The 18,852-nt window shown below is 65.2% G+C and carries 17 protein-coding genes, 1 tRNA gene and 1 pseudogene; 12 read left to right on the top strand and 7 right to left on the bottom strand.

Annotated features, from left to right (window positions below; all coding sequences use genetic code 11):
- The first annotated feature begins 38 nt into the window (after positions 1-38).
- The gene (gene gph, locus GIW81_RS00370; RefSeq protein WP_154737377.1) at positions 39-710 is read left to right on the top strand and encodes a phosphoglycolate phosphatase; all 672 of its coding nucleotides are present in this window, start codon (positions 39-41) and stop codon (positions 708-710) included.
- On the opposite strand, the gene GIW81_RS00365 is transcribed toward gph, so the two are convergent.
- Positions 707-3,052 carry an efflux RND transporter permease subunit gene (locus GIW81_RS00365; RefSeq protein WP_154737376.1) on the bottom strand — a complete coding sequence of 782 codons (2,346 nt, stop codon included), beginning with the start codon at positions 3,050-3,052 and terminating at the stop codon, positions 707-709. The two genes, gph and GIW81_RS00365, sit on opposite strands and share 4 nt — an antisense overlap.
- Positions 3,053-3,366: 314 nt before the next feature.
- On the opposite strand from GIW81_RS00365, the gene GIW81_RS00360 reads away from it, so the two are divergent.
- The 5 genes and pseudogenes from GIW81_RS00360 (at position 3,367) to GIW81_RS00340 (ending at position 6,477) form a co-directional block, all read left to right on the top strand.
- A complete protein-coding gene (locus GIW81_RS00360) occupies positions 3,367-4,290 on the top strand; it encodes a hypothetical protein (RefSeq protein ID WP_154737375.1) in 924 nt (307 codons plus the stop codon).
- An 85-nt stretch (positions 4,291-4,375) separates the two neighbouring features.
- Positions 4,376-4,450: transfer RNA gene (locus GIW81_RS00355), tRNA-Val, on the top strand.
- Positions 4,451-4,514: 64 nt separating this feature from the next.
- Positions 4,515-4,913: pseudogene (locus GIW81_RS19425) on the top strand (haloacid dehalogenase-like hydrolase); the annotation flags it as partial.
- A gap of 212 nt (positions 4,914-5,125) precedes the next feature.
- Positions 5,126-5,506, top strand: a complete 381-nt coding sequence (locus GIW81_RS00345) for a hypothetical protein (RefSeq protein ID WP_154737374.1) — start codon at positions 5,126-5,128, stop codon at positions 5,504-5,506.
- A 170-nt stretch (positions 5,507-5,676) separates the two neighbouring features.
- Positions 5,677-6,477, top strand: coding sequence for an FkbM family methyltransferase (locus GIW81_RS00340; RefSeq protein ID WP_154737373.1), 801 nt, complete (start codon positions 5,677-5,679; stop codon positions 6,475-6,477).
- A gap of 92 nt (positions 6,478-6,569) precedes the next feature.
- Here GIW81_RS00340 and GIW81_RS00335 read toward each other — a convergent pair whose 3' ends face one another.
- From GIW81_RS00335 to GIW81_RS00325, 3 genes are all read right to left on the bottom strand, one after another.
- Positions 6,570-6,869 carry a hypothetical protein gene (locus GIW81_RS00335; RefSeq protein WP_154737372.1) on the bottom strand — a complete coding sequence of 100 codons (300 nt, stop codon included), beginning with the start codon at positions 6,867-6,869 and terminating at the stop codon, positions 6,570-6,572.
- Positions 6,870-7,015: 146 nt separating this feature from the next.
- Positions 7,016-7,264, bottom strand: coding sequence for a hypothetical protein (locus tag GIW81_RS00330; RefSeq protein ID WP_154737371.1), 249 nt, complete (start codon positions 7,262-7,264; stop codon positions 7,016-7,018).
- Positions 7,265-7,349: 85 nt separating this feature from the next.
- Entirely contained in the window at positions 7,350-8,525 is a 1,176-nt protein-coding gene (locus GIW81_RS00325) for a type III PLP-dependent enzyme domain-containing protein (RefSeq protein ID WP_154737370.1), read from the bottom strand.
- A gap of 342 nt (positions 8,526-8,867) precedes the next feature.
- Here GIW81_RS00325 and GIW81_RS00320 point away from each other — a divergent pair, with 342 nt between their 5' ends.
- The 4 genes from GIW81_RS00320 to GIW81_RS00305 all read left to right on the top strand — a co-directional run bounded on the left by GIW81_RS00320 (position 8,868) and on the right by GIW81_RS00305 (position 12,322).
- Entirely contained in the window at positions 8,868-10,520 is a 1,653-nt protein-coding gene (locus GIW81_RS00320; protein WP_154737369.1) for a thiamine pyrophosphate-binding protein, read from the top strand.
- 160 nt (positions 10,521-10,680) lie between these two features.
- Positions 10,681-10,863, top strand: a complete 183-nt coding sequence (locus GIW81_RS00315) for a hypothetical protein (protein WP_154737368.1) — start codon at positions 10,681-10,683, stop codon at positions 10,861-10,863.
- Between the two features lie 138 nt (positions 10,864-11,001).
- A complete protein-coding gene (locus tag GIW81_RS00310; protein WP_154737367.1) occupies positions 11,002-11,892 on the top strand; it encodes an NAD(P)-dependent oxidoreductase in 891 nt (296 codons plus the stop codon).
- Between the two features lie 10 nt (positions 11,893-11,902).
- Positions 11,903-12,322 (top strand): secondary thiamine-phosphate synthase enzyme YjbQ, encoded by a 420-nt coding sequence (locus GIW81_RS00305; RefSeq protein ID WP_154737366.1) that lies wholly within the window; start codon positions 11,903-11,905, stop codon positions 12,320-12,322.
- Between the two features lie 712 nt (positions 12,323-13,034).
- Here GIW81_RS00305 and GIW81_RS00300 read toward each other — a convergent pair.
- Entirely contained in the window at positions 13,035-14,930 is a 1,896-nt protein-coding gene (locus GIW81_RS00300) for a PatA/PatG family cyanobactin maturation protease (protein WP_154737365.1), read from the bottom strand.
- 175 nt (positions 14,931-15,105) lie between these two features.
- On the opposite strand from GIW81_RS00300, the gene GIW81_RS00295 reads away from it, so the two are divergent.
- Positions 15,106-15,501 (top strand): MAPEG family protein, encoded by a 396-nt coding sequence (locus tag GIW81_RS00295; protein ID WP_154737364.1) that lies wholly within the window; start codon positions 15,106-15,108, stop codon positions 15,499-15,501.
- On the opposite strand, the gene GIW81_RS00290 is transcribed toward GIW81_RS00295, so the two are convergent.
- Positions 15,469-15,990 (bottom strand): Lrp/AsnC family transcriptional regulator, encoded by a 522-nt coding sequence (locus GIW81_RS00290; protein ID WP_154737363.1) that lies wholly within the window; start codon positions 15,988-15,990, stop codon positions 15,469-15,471. The genes GIW81_RS00295 and GIW81_RS00290 overlap by 33 nt on opposite strands.
- 147 nt (positions 15,991-16,137) lie before the next feature.
- The gene (locus GIW81_RS00285; RefSeq protein WP_154737362.1) at positions 16,138-16,881 is read right to left on the bottom strand and encodes an MBL fold metallo-hydrolase; all 744 of its coding nucleotides are present in this window, start codon (positions 16,879-16,881) and stop codon (positions 16,138-16,140) included.
- 317 nt (positions 16,882-17,198) lie between these two features.
- Here GIW81_RS00285 and GIW81_RS00280 point away from each other — a divergent pair, with 317 nt between their 5' ends.
- Entirely contained in the window at positions 17,199-18,815 is a 1,617-nt protein-coding gene (locus GIW81_RS00280; protein ID WP_229309050.1) for a sensor histidine kinase, read from the top strand.
- Positions 18,816-18,852: the final 37 nt, after the last annotated feature.

Here is an 18,852-nt window from a genome sequence, read left to right as displayed (position 1 = left end):
CTCCTGCCGCGGCCCTTTTCGTGCGCTAGTGGGGACCGATGCGCGACCTTACCCTCGTCTTCGATCTCGACGGCACGCTGGTCGACACGGCGCCCGACCTCGTGGCCTCGACCAACCACGTGCTCGATCACCTCGGGCTGCCGCGCGTGGACGAGCAGACGCTGCGGCCGTTCGTTGGGCACGGCGCCCGGCACATGATCGAACGGGCGGTGGGGCCGGCCGTCGAAGCCATGACGCCGGCACAGCACGAAGCGCTGCTGGCGCGCTATCTCGACTACTACGGCGCCAATATCGCCGTCGGCAGCCGGCCTTTCGATGGGCTGGTGCCGCTACTGGAAAAGCTGAAGAGGCAGGGCGTGAAGCTCGCCGTGTGCACCAACAAGATGGAGCACATGTCGCGGCTCTTGCTCGATGAGCTGGATCTCAGCCGGTTTTTCGTCGCCCTTGCCGGTCGCGACACGCTGCGCAATGCGAAGCCACACCCCGAGGCGCTGCTCGGCACAATCTCGATGGCGGGCGGCGACAAGGCGCGGGCCATCATGATCGGCGACAGCGGCGTCGACGTCGCCACGGCGAAGGCCGCGGGCATCCCGGTGATCGGCGTCAGCTTCGGCTATACGGAGACGCCGGTGCGCGAGTATTCGCCCGACGCGGTCATCGACCACTTCAGCGAGCTGGAGCCCGCGATCGACCGGCTGATGCCCAATTAGCCGCTGACATCGCGGACTGGTTCTTCGGCCGGCTTGTGCGGCCACAGGCGGCGGCCCACCATGATCGTCGCCGGTAGGAACACGAGGTCGGCGAGCAGCGACGCCAGCAGCGTGAAGCCACAGACGAGACCGAAGGTCCGCAGCGACGGCAGGTCGGAGAACACCGTCACGCCGAGGCCGAAGGCCAGCACGATCGTCGTCAGGATGATGGCCGGCCCGACGAGCACGCGCGCCCGCCGGATGGCGTGCTCGGGCGCGTCGCCCTTCCTCTCCTCAAGCCGCAATCGGTTGAGGAAGTGGATGAGTGCGTCGATGCCCAGGCCGAAGACGACGAGCAGCGCCACGACCGAGGCAAACTCGAGCCCTTCGTCCAATCCCCATAGCAAGGCTCCGGAAGCGAGCACCGGGAACAGGCCCGGCAGGAGACTGACAACGGCGACGAACGGCGAGCGGAAGGCGAGGCCGAGCAGCACGCCGGCGAAGGCGACGCAAATCGGGATGCTCTCCTTCAGCTGGTCGATCATGCGGGCGCTATTGCGAGCGGCGATGGCCGGCAGGCCGGTGACCGAGATCTCGAAGCCCGGATTGGCGGCACGCACCGGGTCGAGCGAGCGGTCGATCTTCTCGACGACGGGCAGGATGTGGCTCGAATCGACATCCGGCAGGCGTCCGGTCACCAGCACCGAGCTCTGACCGTCGGCGATGAAGCGGCGCACCAGGTGCTCGGGAAGGAAGCCCACGAACTTCTGCACCGTCTCGATCTTGTCGTCGCCGGCCTCGTGCAGCCAGCGCCGCAGGCTTTCGAGCGACCACACGTTGCCGAGCCCCGCCTCCTTCTCCAGCGCGTTGTGCACCTGACCGATGACGCCCAGCGTCTTTTCCGAGTAAAGCGGCGTGCCGTCCTTCCACTCGATCATCACGTGCACCGGATTGGCACCGGTGAGCTTCTGATCGATGCGGCTCGTCGCATCGAGCGCCTGCTCGCGATCGGGCACTTGATCGGCGAGCCGGTAGCGCGTCGGCAAGTCGACGAATGCGGCGCCGAATAGGAAGAACAAAACCACGCCGAGGACGGTGTAGAGGTACGGCCGGTGCGTCACCCGGTCGACGATCTCGCCGACGATGACGCCGAGGCCGTCCATCAGCTTGTCCGCCGGCGTGCGGTCCTTCGCCAAGTTCTCCTCGTTGCGAATGAACATCACGGCGAGGATCGGCAGCACCAGGATGACGGCGATGAACGACACGCACACCGCGATGGAGCCGGCCATCCCGAAGGTGCGGATGAGGCCAGATTCGGAGAACAACAGCGCCAGGAAGGCGAGCAGCGCGACGCCGTGCGCCAGCACGCAGGCGGGGCCGACGATATTGATGGCGAAGCGCACGGCCTCGTAGCGGTTGTCGCCCTCGCGCAGACGGATGCGGATGGCGGAGACCATCTGCATACTATCGGCGAAGCCCATGACCATGATCAGCGGGGTCATGACGTTGAGGAACAGGTTGAGCTTGAAGCCCATCCAGCCGAGGATGCCGAGCGACCAGATGACGGCCAGCACCGGGGGCAGCGCCGCGACCAGCATCAGCGACACGCGGCGGAAGAAGATCACGGCGATGACGGCGCCAAACAGCAGGCCCAGACCGTTGTAGAGGATCTGGTCGCGCTCCACCGCGTTGCGGATCTCCAGCTGCATCACGGGGGCGCCCGTGATCTTCGCGGTGAGGCCGGTATCCTGCAGCTGCTCGTCGATCACGGCGTTGATGTTGCCGATGACGACGCGCGCGGTCTGCTCCTCGACGACCTTGCGATCGAGCGCGATGATGATCATCGCCAGCTGGCCGTCGTCGGAGAGAAATTTTCCTTTGACGATGTCGTTGCTCTTCAAGCTGGCGATCATCGCGTCATACGCTGCGCCGTCCTCGGGCAGCTCGTCCGGCACCAACGGCGCCGCGTAGCCTGATGCATCGGGTTTGGCGCGGGCCGACAGCATGGAGACGAGGCCCGACACGCCGTCGACGAGTTGCAGCTCCGTCGTCAACCCGGCGAAGGCTTCGAGCTGCTTGCGCTGCAACAGGTCGTGCCCCTCGACGACGACGAGCACGTCGTACTCGCTGGAGGGAAACTTCCGGTCGATCGCCTCGTAGCGGCGGAACTCGTCCGTGTTGGTACGGAAGAGCTCGGAAAGTGAATCGTCGACCTGCAGCTTGGTCAGGCCCATGAGGCCCAGCACCGTCGCAATAGCAATGAGGACGCTGACGAGAGCCGGAGCGCGCAGGCCGACGAGGCCGAGCCGCTCCAGTCCGAACGAAGACACGAAGTTGCGGTGCTGGTCGTCAGCCGTACTCATAGTTCCCCCGTCGGCGCGTTCTTATGGGCATTGCCCTGCAGCGGCCGTTGCGTCGTTGTCCCTGGCAAGTCCGCCGCGCGCCACACGGAATCGGCTCATGCGGGCCGGATCGTTGCATTTGCAGCGGCTACTGTGAAGAGGCCGCTAAGACCCCTTTTAGTGCGCGCCTGACGCCCCAATATGGCCGTAAGAGGCGGGTCCCTTCGCCCGCGCGCCTGCTCCACCGGAAATTGCCCATGCCGAATGCGCCGAAGCCGACGAACGTGGGCCCCTTGTGGCGGCTCGCCAGAGGCGCCCGAACCTCCGCAATTGCGATGGCATTGACAGTGCTCATGGGCATGAGCGCGCCGGCGGTGGTCTCGGCCACCCCTCAGCAGGCCCCCAACAGCCGGGTGGTGCTGGATCTGCCGCCCGGCTACACGCCGTCGCCTCTGTTCTCGGGCTTCCAGGACGAAGCTTCGGGCGTGTCGTACGTCATCCTCGAGGCGCCGGTCGGCGAGTACGACAAGATGGCGCGGGGTTTCACGGCGGACGAACTCTCCAAACGCGGCATCAGGGACGTGCAGCAAGGTCAGCTGTCACGAACCGATCCGCACGTCTACATGCGCGCCGTACAGAAATCGGAAGCTGGCCTCTATGCCAAATACTTCGTTCTATTCCGCACGAGCGATCAGACGGTACTCGTCTCCGTGAATGTCCCCCAGCACTCGCTCGATGACGGTGCGGTGAAGCCGGAAGAGGTCGAGCGCGTGCTGGCCACGGCGAAGACCACAGAGAAGCCGGCGGTGCGCGACATCTATTCGCTTTCCTACTTGGGTCCGTTCAAGGAGGCCGGGCGCCTCGTCGGCACCAGCAAGGTCTATACGCTCGACGGGAGGCTCGAGCCCGAGCGCGCCGGCGAGACGCGGTCCGCTTTCATGGTGGCGCCGTCGCTCGACAAGCGCCAGGTGGCCGAGCCGAACAAGCAGGCCGTGGCGCTGCTGGCGAGCCTGCCCGGGTACAAGGACTTCAAGCCCGGCACGACGCGCTCCATCAACATCGGCGGCCTTGATGGCGTCGAGGTCGAGGCGGATGCGATCGATGAGGACGACGGCAAGCTGATCCACCTCTATCAAGCGATGCTGCTGGGCGCCGACGGCGGCTATTTCCGCCTGATCGGCATCGCTGCGCCGGAGGATAAGACGCGCCTCGCGGGCGAGTTTGCTAAGATTGCCCACTCGTTCGCGTTGATGCCTTGAGGGAAGCGGGGTTCGGGGCGCCTTGACAGCCGCCGCCGCGGCCTCGCATAAGGTCCGCCCCGGCAACATCATATTCCGGTACGGCGGGCGGTTAGCTCAGCGGTAGAGCACACGCTTCACACGCGTGGGGTCATAGGTTCAATCCCTATACCGCCCACCATTTATCACCCCTGAAACTCCTTAGTGGCCAGCGGACAGCGGCACCGTCACGTTGAGGAAGCCCCGTCCCCAGTGAGGCGGTTCTCGACATCGGCTCGTCGGGGGTCATCAAATTCGAGAAGGACAGCGACGGCAAGCCGATCCTCGTAAAGGAGCCCAAAGTCGAGTTCATCGACGACGGTCCCGGCAAGCCGGTCAGTATCAACCGCTTCATCGGACGACGGCCGATCTTCGCCTTCGGCAATTCGGATGGCGATCAGCAGATGCTCGAGTGGACTGCTGCGGGCGATGGTGCGCGCTTCATGGGTCGTGTGCACCACACCGACGCTGAACGCGAATGGGCTTACGATCGCAACTCCCACTTCGGCAAACTCGACAAGGCGCTCGATGAGGCGAACGCCAGGGGCTGGACGGTCGTCGACATGAAGGACGACTGGAAAGTGGTGTTCCCGGCAGAGAAGTAGCCAACCGCTGCCGCCAAGTAGTCGGCGAATTGCAGCAATTGCGGCGGCGCAACTACTCCATCGCCGCAAGGACGCGCGGAAAACGCACTAACACCAGCGGCTTACATACAGTTTGCCGCCCATCCCTCCGGCGCGTGAGTTCTCAGTGCGGCGATCAAGCCGCCATATTCGCCTGCTCAAATGCCGACGCATTGCCAATAGGGAACCCCCTCATGCGAATCTCCAAGACCATTGTCGCCACTGCCGTTCTTGCTATCGTTAGCGGTGCCGCCGTTGCGCAGTCCATCCGGATCGAGCCCGGCGGCGGCTTCTCGTTCAAGTTCGGACGTGACGATCGCCGCGGCGACGTCGAGGGCAAGCGCGCCTCGTGCGAAGTCTACGCGCGCATCGCCGCCGTGCAGGCGGATGCCAACCAACGTTTCCGCTGCGGCCTGCGAGGGCCCGCATGGAGCGGTGACGTCAAGGCGCACTTCCAGTGGTGCCGCTATGTGCCGCGCCGCAAGATCGCCGAGGAGCAGCGCAGCCGCGCGGACAACCTGCAACGTTGCTTCGATCGTCTCGGCGACTTCGACGACGACCGCTGGGGCCGCTGAGTCGAGCGTTCCAGAGAACCACTGGCCGTCCGACCGCATCCGCGGCGGGCGGCCAGAGCTTTTTCGAGCCGCGGCGGTTAAGCCCGTCTCCCGCTAGGCGATTGCCTATATTCCCCGTTGTCCGCTAGGTGTTTGTTGCCGTTGCTGAGGCGCGACATCCCTGGGGGCGAATGGACAAGAGCTTAAAGCGGTTCATCGAGCGGGCCTTCGGCGATGCCATCTGGATCGAGAAGGCGACCCCTCTCGATGATGTCGCCTCGCTCATTCGCCGCCTTCGACCGCGAGTGCCCCGCGCGCCCTTGATGCGCGTCGGTGGTTCCGGCGACGGCGGCTATCTTCTGCCCGATGATCTCGACGGCATCGTTGCCAGCCTGTCGCCGGGTGTGGCAGCCGAATGCGGCTTCGACGAGGAGTTGGCCCGGCGCGGCATCGACGTCCTGATGGCCGACGCCTCGGTCGAAGGACCGCCCGTCGCCAACCCGAGATTTCACTTCGTCCGCAAGTTCGTCGACATCTGGTCGAGCGACGAGACGCTGAGCCTCGAGGAGCTTGCCCAGTCAGGCACGCGTCCGCTGCCCGACGGCGACCTCATGCTGCAGATGGACATCGAAGGAGCGGAGTACCGCGTCCTCGCCGGCACCAGCAATGAGCTGCTGCAGCGCTTCCGCATCCTCGTCATCGAGTTCCATGCCCTCGACGAGCTGTTCTCGCGGTTCGCATTCGGTTTCATGCGGCCGGCGTTCGAGAAGCTTCTCAAGTCTCACAACGTCGTGCACATCCATCCCAACAACTGCACCCGCGCTGTGAAACGCGGACCGTTGACTATCCCGCCGGTGATGGAGTTCACGTTCTACCGCAAAGACCGGCCACTCGCCGAAGCCGGGGCACAACCCCAGTTCCCTCACCCTCTGGACGCCGATTGCATGACCGATCGGCCGCCGCTCGGGATTCCGCAGTGTTGGTGGAAGTAACGGGTCTAGGCAGCAGGGCCGAACGCTGGCCGTCCGACCGCAACCTTGCGATCGCGGCGGGCGGCCAAATCGTGCGCGGTGCTGCGGCAGATTTAGTTGCGTGAGAGCTTGTGCTTTTCGTGGACAGCACGCTCGGCGGCATGGCGCGCCAGCGGGCAGGCGCTGGTGGGATTATACTGCGCGCAGCACGTCGGCTGTCCCGTTGCCGGGTCGATCGCCTGGGCGCTGCCTTTGCCGCACGGGCCGCCGGATTGTTCGGTAGCGAAGTCCCAGTTGCCCGGATCGCCGTTTCCGTACCCGAGGTATTCGGCGTTGGCGGCGGTGACGGCACCAAGGCTCAACAAGGCCGCGCCGGCGCACGCACAGATGGTCAGTCTGATGTTCTGGCTCATGACTCATACTCCCTAGTTGGCTGCCCGCGCGTTGAACTGGCAGGGCGGGCGTATTCTGAGAGCATGGGTATCGCGCGGTGTGGTTTAACCGCACCTGGCGCCGAAGAGACTGTTAGGCGGCGCTGAACAACCGCCACCCGGCTTAACTAGGCGGCGCTGAGACGCTTCGCCAGCGAGGGCGGCGTTGCCGGCTGCTCTACGACATCGACGAGCGGCTCAACTTTGATGGCTCGATCGCGTAGCGGCACGGCGAGCGCCGCCTGCAAGTCTGCCTGCATGGCGTAGAACTCATACTCGGCCTCGGCCAGCGCCTGATCCGCCGCGGCGTGAAGGCGCGCCTTCTCGTCGGCGGGGACGACGTGATCCGTGAGCGAGAACAAAGTTGCAGCGGACATGGGGCCCTCCTGCGGGTTGCCGTCCCGCAAGTATGACCCCGGATGTGGCGGAGTGTGGACAGCCTGTGGATAACTTCCCGGGCCGTCAGCCCCGGGCGGCCGCCACTTGGGTGTTTTCTGCCCCGTACATGCTGAGAACCGGCGGATCGAGGAGGATCACCTCGTCGTACTCGCCATAGCCGTTGAAGCGGCCGGCAATGGCGCGCGCGTAGGCACCCATGTTGCCGATCTCGATGTAGTCGCCCTCGCGCACCGAGTCTGGCAGCAGGAAGGGACCCTTCATGTGATCGATCGAGTCACACGTCGGTCCCCACAGCTCGAACGGCACCAACGGATCGGACGCATCGACGCTGCGCGAGATGAGGCGCGTCGGAAAGATGAAGCCCAGGTGCGCCGCGTCGAACAGCATCCCGTAGGAGCCGTCGTTTATGTAGAGGTTGCTGCCGCGGCGTGCATCGACGCGCACGATGAGGCTCTCGGCCTCGGCGACGAGCGCACGGCCGGGCTCGCACATCAGCTTGATGTTCTCCTTCACCGGCATCGTCTCGATGTTGGCGAGGATGACATCCATGAAGTCCTGCAGCGGCGCGGGATCGCTGTCGGGATAGCGCGCGGGGAAACCGCCGCCGATGTCGAGGCGGTCGATCATGACGCCGGACTTGACGATGATGCGGTGCACCTCGCCAAGCGCCGTCACGAAAGCGTCGGGCGTTGTCGTCTGCGAGCCGACATGGAAAGTCAGGCCGAGCTCGGCGGCAACCTGACGCGTCTTGATCAAGAGCTTTGCCGCCTTCTCGCCGTGCGCACCGAACTTGCGCTCCAGCGGAATGCGGCTGTTGATCGCCGTCACCGCGACGCGCACCCACAGGAGCAGGTCGCGCGCGCCACCCGTCGCCTCCATGATCTTGTCGAGCTCGTCCTCACCGTCGAGCGAGAACGAGCGCACGCCGAGGTCATAGGCGCGCCGGATGGCGTGTCGCGACTTCACCGGGTGCATGAAGTGCAGGTGTGCGTCGGGAATCGTCGCCGCGTCCTCGATCTCGGGCAGCGAGGCAACGTCGAAGTGGCGGATGCCGGCGCCGTAGAGAGCGCCGATCAGGAATACGGAGCTGTTGGCCTTGTAGGCGTAGGCGACGTCGCCCGGAAACTTGTCGAGGAACCAGCGGGCGGCACGACCCGCCGCATGCGGCCGGAGGCCGCGCACGGGCCGCTCGGGGCGGCATTTGTCGATCAGCGCCGAAGCAGAGGCGAGTTGGTCCATTCCATAGGTCCTCCACCGCCCGCGGCGAATGCGGGCTTGAGTTGAATTGCAGAAGACGCCGACGCGAAATTCGCTGGATTTCGCGAAAGAGCGCTGCATTTAGGGTCACCCTCCCCCCCTGTAAAGACCTTTCTTGTGACAACCGCTTAGCCAGGGGGCGGCGGGGTGCTGCGGCGCCCTCCTGACGGCCGCAACAGGCAAACCTTCAACGTTCGCAAAGGGCTCTCCCGACGGGTTACAATCGTAACCGAACCGCCTGATAGGGCTGTTCCGCGGCGGCCGCGGCTGCCAAAAGCAGCCCATGAACAGAAACAACGGCCTAGCCGCGGTGATACGTCGATAATGCGTACTGGGGGCAAGATCCTGATCGACCAGCTCGTCGGTGAGGGCTGCCGTGCCATCTTCACGGTCCCCGGCGAGAGCTTCATTGCCGCGCTCGACGCACTGTTCGACGAGAGCGCCATCCGTACCGTCGTCTGCCGCCACGAGGGCGGCGCGGCGATGATGGCGGAGGCGACCGGCAAGCTCACCGGTGAGCCAGGCGTTGCCTTCGTCACCCGCGCGCCGGGGGCGACCAACGCCGCGAGTGGTGTCTACGTGGCCCATCACGACGCCACGCCGATGGTGCTGCTCGTCGGCCTCGTCGAACGCGCCCACGAAGGCCGCGGCGCGTTCCAGGAAATCGACCTGCAGGCGATGTTCGGCTCGGTCGCCAACTGGGTGGGCGTCGCGCGCGAGAGCGAGCGTATCCCCGAGCTGGTGGCGCGAGCGTTTCAGGCGGCACGCTCGGGCCGGCGCGGGCCGGCGGTGTTGGGACTGCCGGAAGACGTGCTCTCTGCAACGGCCAGTGTCGAGGGCGCCGCTCCACTGCAGGTTCCTGCCCCGACCCCGTCCGCGGCGCAGATGACGAAGCTCAAGGCCAAGCTCTCCGCAGCCGAACGGCCATTGGTGCTGCTCGGCGGTGGCGGATGGAGCGCCGAGGCAGCCCGGGATATCGGTAAGTTCGCCGCGGCCTTCGATCTGCCGGTGGCGGCAACATTCCGGCGCCAGGACCACTTGGACAATCGCCACCCCTGCTACGTCGGACACGCTGGCATCGACATGGATCCAAAGCTTGCCGCGGCGATCCGCGGTGCGGATGTACTCGTTGTCGTCGGCGAAGGTCTGGGCGACATCCCCACTGCAGGCTACACGCTCGTCTCCGCACCCAAACCGGCGCAATTTCTTGTGCACGCGCACCCGTCCGCGGCAGAGATCGGCCGCGTATACCGGGCCGACTTGCCGATCGTCACCGGCGGGGAAGCCTTCGCCAAGGCGCTGTCGCGCTTGAAGCCTCCGGCAAAGACCCGCTGGAGCCGGCTGCGCCGCGATCTGCGCGCGTCATACGAGCGCCTGTTGAAGCCCATCCCGAGCGCTGGCCGCGTGCGCCTCGAGGAGGTGATCTCCACGCTGTCGCGCCAGTTGCCCGACGATGCGATCGTGACCAATGGAGCCGGCAACTATGCCGGCTTCCTGCACCGCTACTACCAGTACAAGGGCTGGCCGACGCAGCTCGCGCCGACCTCGGGCTCGATGGGCTACGGGCTGCCGGCCGCCATCGCCGCCAAGCTCATGTATCCCGGGCGGCCGGTCATCGTTTTGGCCGGCGACGGCTGCCTGCTGATGACCGGGCAGGAGCTGGCGACGGCCGTCCAGTACGGCCTTCCGATCGTGATCATCGTTGCCAACAACGCTATGTACGGAACCATCCGCATGCACCAGGAGCAGCGCTATCCCGGGCGGGTCGTGGCCACGACACTGGTCAATCCCGACTTCGTCGCCTTTGCGCGCAGCTTCGGGGCGGCGGCGGCGCGGGTGGAAAGCACGGAAGCGTTTGAGCCTGCGCTGCAGCGAGCACTGGCCGCGAAGGGTCCGGCACTCATCGAGTTGCGTATCGATCCCGAGGCGATCAGCGCCCGGCGCACGCTTACCCAGATCCGCGGAAAGTCGCCTTAGATGATAATTGTTTTCGCCTCGCGGGCGGCCTGGTAAATACTTCGTTAAATCTGACAAACACGCATTAGCCATTGCGCGACGACCGGTTAGACTAACGAGGTCTTATAGGTTACAGAACTCTCAATTCAATTGCATACTCACAGCGCTGAAAGAGTTCGCAATGGACCTGCAGAGCCTCAGATCGCAGTACGGAGCAAAGTGGGCCCGCACCGGCGCGCTGATCCTGTTCGCCGTGACCGGCATTCTCCTGGTCGCCTCCCTGACCACCGCCCGCAGCCAAGAGACGCTGCTGAAAGCGGGCACCGGCATCCCTGCCCTTTACACTTCCGCAACGACGAGCTGAGCGTCGCTGCGATACGGCACTCCCCCAGAAAAGTCTCCTCTCCTAGGCCTCGGCTCCCAACGGACCCGGGGCCTTTTTTCTGGGTGCTCGCGTTGCCTGCGGGTGCTAAGCGCTCGATGCGCAACGCGGGAGGATACGATGGCGAAGGTGGCGTGGATCGGACTCGGAGTGATGGGCTTCCCGATGGCCGGCCATCTCTTCTCCAAGGGCAGCCACGACATCACGGTCTACAATCGCAATCCCGCGAAGGCGCTGGCGTGGGTCGAAAAGTTGGGCGGCGGCCGCACCGCTGAGACGCCCGACAAGGCGGCGCTCGACGCCGAATACGTCTTCTGCTGTGTCGGCAACGACGACGACTTGCGTGAGGTGACGACCGGAAAGAACGGCGCTTTCCACGGCATGCGCGCCGGCGCGGTGTTCATCGATCACACGACCGCTTCGGCCGAGGTGGCGCGCGAGCTCAACGCGACGGGCCGCGCCCGCGGCATTGCCTTCCTCGACGCACCCGTGTCCGGCGGACAAACCGGTGCCGAGAACGGCGCCTTGACGGTCATGGTCGGCGGCGACGTGGAGCCCTTCGAACGTGCCAAGCCGCTGATGGCGCGCTACGCCCGCGCCGTCACCCGCATCGGCCCGGCGGGTGCCGGACAGCTGACCAAGATGGTCAATCAAATCGCCATCGCCGGCCTGCTGCAAGGGCTGTCGGAGGCCATAGCCTTCGCCGAGATGGCGGGCCTCGATCTCGACCTCGTCATGCAGACGATCTCGAAGGGCGCCGCGCAGTCCTGGCAGATGGAGAACCGCTGGCGGACCATGCACGAGGGCAGGTTCGATTTCGGCTTCGCCGTCGACTGGATGCGCAAGGATCTCGCCATCTGCCTCGACGAGGCGCAGCGCAACGGCGCCAAGCTGCCGGTGACGGCGCTGGTCGACACCTACTATGCGGAGGTGCAACGGTTAGGCGGCGGCCGGTGGGACACCTCCAGCCTGATCGCGCTGCTCAAGACCAGTAAGGACGCCACCAAGTAGCGAGGCGGCGATGAAGTCCTACCGCAAGGAGCTGTGGTTCGAAGTCGCCACCCGCCGCGCCTTTGTGAACATCACGTCCGACGTGGAGGAGTGCCTGCGGGAAAGCGGCATCAAGGAAGGCCTCGCCCTCGTCAACGCCATGCACATTAGTGCATCGGTCTTCATCAACGACGACGAGCGCGGCCTGCATCACGACTACGAGGTGTGGCTGGAGAAGCTCGCGCCGCATGCGCCCGTCAGCCAGTACCAGCACAACCGTACCGGCGAGGACAACGCCGATGCGCACCTGAAGCGGCAGGTGATGGGGCGCGAGGTCGTCGTCGCCGTTACCGGCGGCAAGCTCGACTTCGGCCCGTGGGAGCAGATCTTCTACGGCGAGTTCGACGGCCGCCGGAAGAAGCGCGTGCTGGTGAAGATCGTCGGCGCGTGACTTGAACGATTGCTACCGGCTCCCGGCCGTCCCCTACGGCAAACAGTCCCGGCAGTTGGGAGCGATTTCGAGGATGCATCTCACCGGATCGGGATTCTGCGCACAGCGCATGACCGCTTGCGCGCAGCGGAGGATATCGCACCCTTGTAGCGACAGTCCCTGCGTTAGACCGTTCGCAAGCATGTGATCCCCTGCGCGAAGGGCTGTTGGTTGATAGCCTGGCATATTCATTGCCGTGATCTCCTCGTGAAAGTGAGTGGTCGCTTCATCGCGACGGCGCTAACAGCGAGTGTTGCAGTAAAGGAATGCCGCTTCCGCTGCTGCAAAACACGGCGGTGCGAACGGCCCGAGCGCTGCGCATCCAGCTCGCGCGGCGGCGAGCCCTGCGACGCAGGCAGCGTGACAAGTGGCGTCACCGGCCGGGATCAGTCCATCACTCGTCGAGGTCCGGGGCATTTGACCGCCATGCGCACGGGTAGGCATCAAGTATGGAAGCTGCATCGTGACATCTCCTTAGCAGAACGGGCTTTGAGCAATACAGCGACATCCCGTTATGGGATCGCAGACCGTCAGGCAGCAGCCTGCCGGCTCGATCGCCGGGGGAGGTGTTCCCTCGTCAAGTCGACGGGCATGGTCGCTCAAGCCTGCTCTGGCGGGTGCCGGCAGTGGTTCTGGCAGTCTCATTCTTTCTCTCCTTTTTTGAATCCAAGGTTCAGTACTCGTACCAAATCACCGGGTCGCCGATCGGAACCGGCACGGTATCGCTGACGTCGATCGTGAAGCGCGCACGCATCGGCGCGACCTCGCGGTTGCGCGGATCGAAGAAGGTGAGCAACACATCGTAGTACTCGCTGCCCGGGCGATTGAGCGGGCTCCGCTCGACGCCGATGTCGCGCAACGTCAGCCCTTCCTCACCAGCCTGCTCTATGACGGGGCTGATGTTGAACGCGTTCGTCGCGGCAGCGTTGATCGCGCGCTCTTCCGGCGAGCGCCCGCGATTGCGAATGCTGAAGTAGATCTTGCCGAAGAAGCGCTCGATCTCCCGGTCGAGCCTTTCCGGCGACAGATCGACGTCGGCCTTCTTGCGCGCATCGCGCAGCGCTTTGACGTAGCGCTTCGTCTGCCAGCTATACATTCCGCGCAAGTCGGGAACCACAACGTCGACGAGCTGTCCGTCATAAAGCGGTACCTGCCCGGCCAGGATGCCGGGTATAGATGCGAACTCGACGTCCGCGTCCTTCCACTCGTTCACGAGCCAGCGATACGTTTCGGCGGCAAAGGCGCCGGACGGTACGATCGCGTACATCGCCACCTCGCTACGGCTCAACGTCCAGATCACCGATTGCGCCTGAAAGGGCTGCTCCTTGAAAAGGCTCTGCAGCGCAGCGTTGGTGATCGGCTTTAGATCGCCCTCGCGCGGACCGTTGACGACCCGCCAAATAGAATCCCGCCGCGCTTGACTGATGAAGCTGACGCCGAGCCTACCGATGGCGTAGACGAGTTGCGGCTTCTTCTCGTCGCCGCTCCCCGAGCAGCTGCATTCGCCGCCCGAGCCGCCGCAGCCGCAGTCCTCGTGCGCCGGCACCAGAGCGGATGGCGCGACACCGTCGGACGTCGCCGCCGCTGCCCGCTCGGCTTTCCTCGCGCTCGCTTTCTTGCCGCTCGGCGGCGCCGGCTCGTCGACCCGCCCATCGGGCAAGCTACTTATCTGCACTGTCCCCTCCCTTGACTGGCGATATTCTGATGACGCGCGCAATTGCGTGAGTGCGCGAGAAAGGTCCAAGCGGCCGGCGAGATGCGCGCCGGCAAGCTCCACATCCGCGGGATTGGGGCGCACGGTGCTGCCGAGCAGGATTTTTCGGATGCGCGCGCCGCTCGGCTTCAACCCCGCCTCGACGTCGACGCTCATCAGCAGTCCCGCGATGCCCGATACGGTCGCGGTGGCGAAGCTCGTGCCCGACGCGCGGCACAATCCGCCTCCGACACAGGCGCCAGCCACGTCGCGTCCGGGCGCAGTGAGGCCCTGGGCGCGATGATTGGGACCCCAGTTACTCGAAAGGAGCGGCGCGCCGTCAGGACCATGCGCCCCGACGGCAAGCACACCGGGAACCGACGCCGGAATCGTGTCGCACGCGCACCCGTGATTGCCGGTGGCGGCAACCACGAGCACGTCGGATTCCTGTGCCGCCTGCAGCGCTGCGCTGAGCTCGCCAGAAAGCGACAGCAGATCCGCCTCCTGCGCGGCGCTGATGTTGATAATGTTGGCGCGCCCCTCCAGCGCGGCGTGGATACCGTTCGCCAGCCGCTCCTGGGTGCAGGTCGGCACGCCCTTTCCATCGGCATCGAAGATCGGCACGGAAAAAACGGTGCAACCGGGGGCTAAGCCGGGAACGATTGCATCCGACGAACCGGCGATGATCGATTGGACGTGAGTTCCGTGCTCGACGACGCCACTTGCGGCGACTGCGGCCTGGGACAGCGAGGCGTCGTCGGCCGGACCGTCGAGGACGGCAATGCGTACCTCGGATCTGCCCCTAGTCACCGACCAGAGGCGATCGAGACCGGGCAGACGCGACATCCATTCGTCGGCGACAACGGGCGATGGCACAGCCAAGACTCGATGAAACTAGTTGCAAATATACACTTAAAACGTGCTTTTAATTCTACGCAGCAACCTCTGGTTGTCAAGCGCATTCCCGGCAACGCCAACAAGACGACTCGCGGCCCGCAGCGGAATCGAGTGCTACGCTTGCAACGCTGCACATTCGGGGAGGGAAGCCTGCATGCAGATCACCGCGTTTTACGCCGCGCTGCTGGCAGTGCTGTTTCTCGTGCTCAGTGTCCGCGTCATCGCCTGGCGGCGCCAGCACCGGGTGGAGTTCGGCCACGGCGAGGACGTCGAGCTCCTGCGCCGCCTGCGCGTACACGCGAACTTCGCCGAATACGCTCCCTTCACGCTCCTGATGATGGCGCTGGCCGAGAGCATGGCGCCGCCCGACCTGCTCGTTCACGCGTCAGGCGTCCTGCTCATCGGTGGGCGGCTGCTGCACGCATACGGCGTCTCGCAATCGCCGCCGATCATGCGCTATCGCGTCTACGGCATGTGGTTGACGTTCACGTCGCTCGGCCTGGCGGCGCTCGTCTGCCTAACGCTTTCGACGCTTTTCCTCGCCGTCTGAGCCCGCGGCCGCCGACTCGCTGTTGCCGCGCGCGAACTGCAGCGGCAGCGCGGTCGTGTACTTGATCTGCTCCATGGCGAACGCGGACGACACCTTGGCGATCTCGATGCGCGAGATGAGGCGCTTGTAGAACGCGTCATAGGCCTCGATGTCCGGCACGACGACGCGCAGCAGGTAATCGACGTCGCCCGACATGCGGTAGAACTCGACGACCTCGGGGAAGTCGGCAACCGCCTTGTGGAAGCGCTCGAGCCAGCTGAGGCTGTGCTGATCGGTCTTTATCGACACGATGACGGTAACGCCGGCGTTGACCTGGTGCGCGTCGAGGACGGCCACGCGGCGCTGGATGACGCCGGCCTCCTCGAGCTTCTGGATGCGCCGCCAGCACGGCGTCGTCGACAGACCGACCTCCTTGCCGATATCGGCCACCGGTCGCGTACAGTCCACCTGCAGAATCCGCAGGATCTTTACGTCCATCTCGTCGAGCATTGTCAGCCTGGCGGAAAATCGTTTCGGCACATCGCAGGGGAATATGGTTTTCGGCGCGAGGCGCAGAGAGTAGTAGGCGCGCCAAATGCGTCTACGTCAAGCCATGTTTCTGCAATCACGTTCTACGGTTTGCCCAGATGGGGGCGCTCAGACCTCGAGCCGCATGCCATCCTCGGCAAGCATCACCCGGGTCCCCTTGGCGTGATGCATGTTGGCCAGCATCTCCGGCCCCATATGCGTCAGCAGCACCCGGCGCGCGTCGAGCCGGTCGAGGTTGGGCTCGATGTCGGTCCACGCCATGTGGTAGCCGCTCGGCACCGTAAAGGTGAAGCACTCGGTGATGAACAGGTCGGCGCCCTGGGCGGCCGGCAGCAAACTATCGACCCACTTGGTGTCACCCGAGAAGGCGAGGACCTTGCCGCCCCACTCCAGCCTCAGCGCGTACGGCGGGGCGCCGCACGGGTGGGACACCTCGAACGGCGTGACGCGCACGCCGTCGATCTCCATCGGCACGCGGTCGGCGTGCTCCAGGAACCGCATCTCGAAGCGCCGCTCGATCTGCATCGAATTCGGAAACAGCGCTTCGGCGGCCGCGGCGAACCGCTGCGCGATCCCCGCCGGACCGATGATCGTCAGCGGGGCGGTGCGCCGGCTCACGTAGTGGGCGTGCAGCAGGAACCAGATGAGGCCGCCGAAGTGGTCACCGTGCAGGTGCGAGACGAAGATCTTCGAAACTCGGTTGGGATCGAGCCCGAGCCGCTGCAGGCCGATCAGCGCCGTGGCCCCGCAGTCGATGAGAATTTCATCGCTGCCCAGCGCCACGTGGAAGCAGGTCTGCAGACGCCCGCCTGAGCCGAAGGCGTCACCCGAGCCGACAACGGTGAGCTTCATGGACGCCTCGTCGTCACCGCGGCTGGCCGGAGAGGCTCGGCTATCGCGGATTCGTCAAGATGCATATGCGTCCGTGGAGGCCGGAGCGCTGGCGTAGGGAAGGTGCGCATGGGGGCAGGACCCTAACGGGCAGTCCCGATCCCGACAATGCCCTACGGAACGTCGTGTTTTCCGGTAGCGCCACGGTTGCAGGCACACGCGTTAGCCAAAATTTCATTACTAAACACTTAGTTAGGAAATCCTGCCGAGATTTAGGAATAGCCTACACCCTGCAATGCGCGGGTCGCTCGTGCACTTTCGTGGCTGAACAGATGACAATGAGCGCCATACCTGAGGAAGTCGCGCGCCGGCGCAGCCGCGAGTACGCCCGCACGCGCGCCTCCAACGACCTGAGGGAAACGCGCGCCCGCCTCGCTGCCGGCACGTCGCTCAAGCCCGAGTTCGAGTACGAGCTCCTCACTATGTTCGTGCGCAACGAGCTCGGCGCCGCCGTCACCATGCCGGCGCTCTATGCGTTGTTTGCACTCGCCTGCATGTTTTGGGCGCCCACGGTCGATGCCGTCATCTGGCTGGTCATCGTTATCGCCGCCAAGGTCGTGCTGCTCGACCAAGGACGCCGGTTCCTGTTGGCGCCGCCTTCGCAGGTCAACGTGCGCGCCTGGCGGCGCCGCTTCGTCATCGCCGAGCTGTTCAGCGGCCTGGCGCTTGCCTGCTTCGCCCTCGTCGGGGTGCGCGAGACGCTCGGCGCGTCGACCGAGATGATCTTCTCGTCGCACGTCTTCATCTTCGCCACGCTCATCGTCGTGCTCGCCATCCGCACCATGTTCGCTGCGAGCATTCCCTCGATCCTCTACGCCGGCACCGTGCCGATGACGATTGCCGTCGTCGCCCGTCTGCTGCTGCTCGACAACTCGTTCTATTTCGCGCTCGCTACCATGGCGGTGGGCATCTACCTCTACTTCCTGTTCCTCGCCCGCGGACTGCGGTCGACGGCGCTATCGATGCTCGAGTACCGCACCGAGAAGGACGCGCTCATCGCCGAGCTCGAAGAGCAGAAGTCCGTTTCCGACGATGCGCGGCGCCGCGCCGAGACGGCCAACACCGCCAAGTCGAAGTTCCTCGCCACGATGAGCCACGAGCTGCGCACGCCCCTCAACGCCATCCTGGGATTCTCCGAGGTGATGAAGTCGGAGATGTTCGGCCCGATCGAGAATCCGAAGTACCAGGAGTACGTCGGCAACATCCTCGAGAGCGGCAAGCACCTCCTCCACCTCATCAACGAGATCCTCGATCTGACGCGTATCGAATCCGGGCGCTATGAGCTGCACGAGGAACCGCTGCGGCTCGCCGACGTCATCGACGAGTGCCACCGGTTGTTGAAACTGCGGGCCGACGCCAAGGGCATCGAGGTCAGCGAGGAGGCGAGCGCCGAGTTGCCGGTCGTCTGGGCCGATCAGCGCGCCATGCGCCAGATCTGCCTCAACCTCATGTCGAACGCGTTGAAATTCACCCCCAAAGGCGGCCGGATTGTCTTGAGTGTGGGCGCCACGCCGGATGGGGGACAGTTCCTGTCCGTGCGCGACACCGGTCCAGGCATTCCAGCCGACGAGATTCCCAAGGTGCTGCAGGCGTTCGGGCAAGGCACGCTCGCCCACCAGACGGCGGAAGGTGGCGCGGGGCTCGGTTTGGCGATCGTGCAGAACCTCATCGAGCTGCACGGCGGCAGCCTCGACTTGCAATCGGAGCTGCGCAAAGGCACCGACGCGAAGGTGGTGCTACCCGGGTTTCGCGTGCTGCGCGCCATGGTCCCTCTCCAGCCGCTAGGGCAGGAGACCCATCGCGCCAGAGGCACCTCCCCGCGCCCAGCGCGTCAGGCGCGCCTGCGTGCGAGAGGCGGACGCGACGGCGGCAGCGACGCGGCCGCGCCCGGCTAACAGCCGTGCCGCGTTGTGATACGTCCGCGGCGGCGCT

The organism is Hyphomicrobium album, from assembly GCF_009708035.1.
Lineage (GTDB): Bacteria > Pseudomonadota > Alphaproteobacteria > Rhizobiales > Hyphomicrobiaceae > Hyphomicrobium_A > Hyphomicrobium_A album.
Note: the sequence above shows the minus strand (reverse complement) of the source record. Positions and strands in the feature narration are given on the sequence as shown.